Origin of the sequence: Thermogemmatispora sp. (assembly GCF_042408735.1) — a bacterium.
Classification (GTDB): Bacteria; Chloroflexota; Ktedonobacteria; order Ktedonobacterales; family Ktedonobacteraceae; genus Thermogemmatispora.
The window spans coordinates 1-1310 of record NZ_JBHOQV010000200.1; the positions used below are offsets into that span (position 1 = coordinate 1).

General features: G+C 65.6%; 1 protein-coding gene and 1 pseudogene. Both read right to left on the minus strand.

What is annotated here, in order from left to right; all coding sequences use genetic code 11:
- A pseudogene (locus ACFMO7_RS21380) lies at positions 1-774 on the minus strand (tRNA-guanine transglycosylase); the annotation flags it as partial.
- Positions 771-1040, minus strand: a complete 270-nt coding sequence (locus tag ACFMO7_RS21385) for a hypothetical protein (RefSeq protein ID WP_376797511.1) — start codon at positions 1038-1040, stop codon at positions 771-773. The gene ACFMO7_RS21385 and the pseudogene ACFMO7_RS21380, both read right to left, overlap by 4 nt.
- Positions 1041-1310: the final 270 nt, after the last annotated feature.

Below are 1310 nucleotides of genomic sequence, written 5' to 3' on the forward strand. Positions count from 1 at the left end.
AATGCCCTCGAGGGCGGCCTGCACCAGGTCGATGAGGGTCAGCAGCTTCTGTGCCCCCCGCAGGCGCAACGGCACCAGTGAACCGATGGCAATCCCCAGCGGGATGCGCTGCAGCCCCTCGGCCTCGCGCAGCGCAAAGACACGCTGTACCGCGTGGCGCAGGTCGTCGGGGGTCTGCCCGTGGACCGCCGCATACACGAACGGGGGAGGACCAGGCTGCTCCGCCAGCAGGCGCAGGGTGATCCCCACATTGGCCAGGCTGCGCGCCATGCGCGCCTCGGCCTCTGCGCGCACCAGTCCGGGTGGCAAGGGATAATCGAGGGTCGCGAGAAGACTGGCCCCGAAATCCTGCTGTAAGCGCAGAATGGTCTGCGGCGTGGCTTCCAGTCCATAGCGCGAAAGGTCGAGCTGACTGTTCCACAGCAGCCGGAAGCCTCCAGAGTCACAGAAGAGGGGCGCCCGATAGTGCAGCTCAGGAAAGGCGGCATGATAGTGCTCGCGCAAGGGACGCTGCCGCCACCGGGCAAGTTCGCCAGGACTGAGGGGGAAATCCAGGAAGTGGAGGACCTGGGTCATGATGGGCCTCTGCTGGCGCAGCAGCCCCTGTGGATGGGCATGGAGCACCCATTTCCAGATCCCACCTCCGCGTGGCGTGCCTCCCGTGATCAGGGAGGCAACGGGAAAGAGCGCCGGGGTGGAGATCTCCACCCCCTCTCGAGTCAGGATCTGCCCACCTCCCCGGGCACCCCTGGTAAACATCGGAGGAACCATCATGGCTGCTGCTCCTGCTGGCGCTGGCGCCAGTGGCGCGCGACCCGGCGAGAGGCCCGAGCAGAAGCCTTCCCGATCCCCTCCGCGGTACCTGGGTCTTCCAGTTCCCAGTCCTCTCTGACCCACTGCCGATACCGCTCCTCTCTTTCCTGAAAGTCCTGCTCGACCTGGCGCCAGTGGCGCCAGGCGGCCAGCACGTACCAGATGAAAACGCCCAGGGAGAGCGCGAGCAGTCCCCAAAGGATGGGGAAGAAAAAAGCGTCGTGCATGTTGGCTCCTTTCATCCTGATAGGCTCTTTCATTTGCTTCGCAGCACGAACGAACGGGGGAAGTGCATGGGAGGCAGGCGGGAACAGGATCTGCCGATCGGGAGCAGCGCCGTCAGGACCTGGCTCCGACTCGCTTGGGGAATAACCTGTAGTCTGGCCCTTCTAACTCGACCACGCGCGCCTCAGCAAGGAGCCGCGAGACGCCCGCGGCCCCCAGCCAGGCCAGGAGCTGATCCGGGCGATGGTTGGCCGTCACCACGGTCGCTCTCC

Bases quoted from the DNA above. Each gene is read 5' to 3' on its own strand.
- ACFMO7_RS21385 (WP_376797511.1), bottom strand. From the start codon at position 1,040: ATGCACGACGCTTTTTTCTTCCCCATCCTTTGGGGACTGCTCGCGCTC.